This window comes from uncultured Thiohalocapsa sp. (assembly GCF_913063425.1).
Lineage (GTDB): Bacteria > Pseudomonadota > Gammaproteobacteria > Chromatiales > Chromatiaceae > Thiohalocapsa.
This window is the reverse complement of the sequence record NZ_CAJXYK010000110.1, coordinates 1-3,117: the sequence shown is the minus strand read 5'-3', so window position 1 is coordinate 3,117 and position 3,117 is coordinate 1. Positions and strand designations below refer to the sequence as shown.

Genomic DNA, 3,117 nt, shown 5'->3' with positions numbered 1-3,117 from the left:
TTAGCCGCCCGCTGGGTCGCCTGCCGCCAGGACAGCAGCCGGCAGCTGCGCGCGTATATGATCGCTCGCAGCCGGGACAAGCCCGGTCGCATCGCGCGATACGGTGTGTCGGCGCCGGACAACGTGGTTGTCGCTCATCAATCTGCCGCGTGCCGCAGCTCCGCGTCTCCATGAGCCGCTGGTCGATGATCTGCATGAGCCGCTGGTCGATGATCTGCTGCAGAGCGCGGATCTCGAGTGTCGGGTCCGGCGGACGGTGTCAGGCCGTGCACCGTCGCGTCAACAGCTGCTCGCACTCGTTCGCGGCCGGCAGCCAGCTTTGTGCATGGCGGCCGGGTCGTCCCAGTTCCGCAACTGAAGATGATCGCCGTGGCTTGGCCCAAGCGATGCCATGAGGAAACTTTCAACAGAAAACTAACAATAGATAAAACACTTCGTGATCGCCAATATGGGGAAGGCAAAAAAACAACAAAAACAGTCGGTAGGATTTTCTCAGGGTGTATTCTTTTGGGTAAGGTCCAAAACGAACAGGTCCAAAAAGCTCCCGTTTTCGCGGGTTTCCGGATCGCGTAGACATCAAAAGAGACAAGGGGGAGGTCGCGGAAGCGCGACGTCCACACGGACAATGCGGGCGCGCGCACCGCATGCATCGGGGCGAGACTATCGGTTTGGACACAGGGCTGCTTCACGACAGGGCGATGTTCAATGTGAGGGAGGTTGGTTTGGCTCTGGGCGGCGTCGGCCGCGCGGCGCAACGCTGGCCTCGGGGGCGCCGCCGCGCCCCGGACGGTGACGCCCGTACTTGCCTTCCGCGCTTGGTCGCAGCGGGGCGAATCAGTTGCCACCAGCGCGGGTGGCTCGCTGTGGGCAGCGACCTGCGGCCTGTGCGTGCGTGCGCCGTCGCAGGGTGCGCCGATTGCGAGTGTGCGCTTCGACAAGCGGTGCTGGCCACCATTGACCTGCAGTCCGAGTTTTTCCCAGTCGCGGAGCACGCGTCTGCGGCAGGGCGCACCGTTGCTTTAGGGGTGGCGCTGGAGGGGCCGTGTTCCGCCGTGCTGCGGGGGTTGCGGGATCTCAAAGATGCTCTGGATGGCGCCATAGCGGAGGGCGTCGAGCGTGTGACGTTGGACGCGGTGGTGGGTGTCGCGCTTGGCGATATGCGCCAGCTGGACCTCTCCGCGCCGCGGCGCAACGCCGCGATCAAGGCGTGGGGCGGTGCGCCGCGGCGCACCACCGCGATCAAGGTGTATGGCCGCGCGGAGGTCGAGAGCTGGCCAGAGTGGCGCGGCTGTCCGTTCGAAGTCTGCAGGGCAGCTCAGGGGGCGCGCGTCGCGCGGAGGCGTCTGCAGCCGAATCTACGCCACGCCGGGAGCGACATCGCGATTTGGCAAGGGGCGACCGTCAAAACGCACGAGCCCTTGGGGGCGCGCACTGAAACAAATCGAGATACGGCGTCGGACGCCGTGGATGCGCGGACCATAGGTCATGGCTGGCGCTCTCGTCTGCTCGATGCCGAGTCCAGGGTCACACGACAGAGAGCGGTGGTGTCATCGCTGCCAGATCAGACAGACGTGTCTGCTTGCTGGGATCATCCTGCATCGGTTGCGGGGTGGGCGCGTGGTGTCGCCATCGATCTTGAAAAACGACGACGCCGGTTGATCCTATCGCGATCACACCTCGACAGGTTTTCCGCAGAGGCGCCATCGGCGGCCTTTGCCGGCCCCGCCTCCGGGGCCAACGCGAACGCGAGCGACAAATCGGTCGCTCTCACCACCATCCATCAGAACACCGAGCAGCGCTGCTGCGACGCGGCGTAATCCAGGGGAAGCACACAATGGCTAAAGATCTGAACCTCTCGACCGGATCGGCTCTCGCAAGCGACGTTGCTGAGAGCAAAAAGCGTGCGGCACTGCAGCAGCTGGTTGATGCTTGGAAGAGCAACAACGCCAAATCGGCCAAGCGTGTTGGTACGTTTGGGTTCATGGCCACCGCTCTCGCGGCCTGCAACTCCGACAACGATGCTGCAGAGCCTGGTAACCCCGACAACGGTGCTGCAGATCCTGGCAAGGCCGGCACGCGCTTCTTCTTCTTGAGCGACGCCGAAGGCGATCTTCAGAAGCAAGAGTTGGTAGATATCGCGTCCTCGACGGTGGATGACGCGGCGCTTGACGGCCTTCTCGTCGAGCCCGGCAATATTGCCGCCGGGGCTCTGGGGGCTCCGACCTCGGCAGGGCTTGTGAGCGGTGTGCTCACAGCGCCGTCCGGTGAGACCTATGTGGCGGACCTCGAGGCGGCCGAGCAAATTGAGCTGTCTGGCGAGGGGAACTTCTGGGTGCTGGCGCCAGAGGCCAGTTTTGCCGGGTCCGCACGGGACGTCGACATGACCGTGGACCTGCAGGGCGGTATTCTGACCTTTGACTTGCCAAGTGATAGTTACATCCTCGACGTGACTGGGACACTGAGCCTCGGCGGTGGCCGAATTGAGCTCAAGGATGGCGTGGTGGATGTTACGCAGGCCACGCTCAGCGGCATTGCTGCGAGCGACGACGGGGTGATCCTGAACTCGACGCTGGTGATCACGGCATCGCAAGCACGCGCGTTTGCAGACGTTGGGGCGGGCGTTCGCCACGGGGACAATAAGCTCGAGAACCCGACGAAAGTGAAGATCGTCGTCGAGAGCCAGGGCGATGCCGATGCGATCATCAATCTGCTGGAGCAGCCTCAGGTGCTGGGGAACCTCCTTCAGGAAAACACGAGCGGTGAGAAACCCGATCTTGAAATCGCTGTGTCGGAGGATGTCACTGCTGATCCGGAGATGAGCGAAACGGTCAAGCGCATTGACGAGGCCGTTCAGACGTCCAAGGCAGATCTCGAAGCGGCAACGGGGAAAGCGGAAGGATCAGGCCTGGAGCTGCCGGATCTTCAAACCGACGACGTGCCGCAAGACGAGACCGAGGACGAGGGGTCGGGCGAGGCGCCGCGGGCGCCTGACGCCCCGGACGCCGCGGCGCCTTTGGCTCCGACGAACCTGTCCCTTTCTGGCGATACGCTGACCTTTGAGGCCGAGGCCGGGTCGACGCCGAAGATTATGAACGACGGCACGGATGTGTCGGAGGA

2 protein-coding genes are annotated in these 3,117 nt (G+C 63.6%); both read left to right on the top strand.

What is annotated here, in order from left to right; translation table 11 throughout:
- Positions 1-941 precede the first annotated feature (941 nt).
- Positions 942-1,817, top strand: a complete 876-nt coding sequence (locus QZ607_RS25680; protein WP_295889098.1) for a hypothetical protein — start codon at positions 942-944, stop codon at positions 1,815-1,817.
- 17 nt (positions 1,818-1,834) lie between these two features.
- Positions 1,835-3,117 (top strand): hypothetical protein (locus QZ607_RS25675; RefSeq protein ID WP_295889094.1); only part of this gene is annotated, 1,283 nt, incomplete at its 3' end.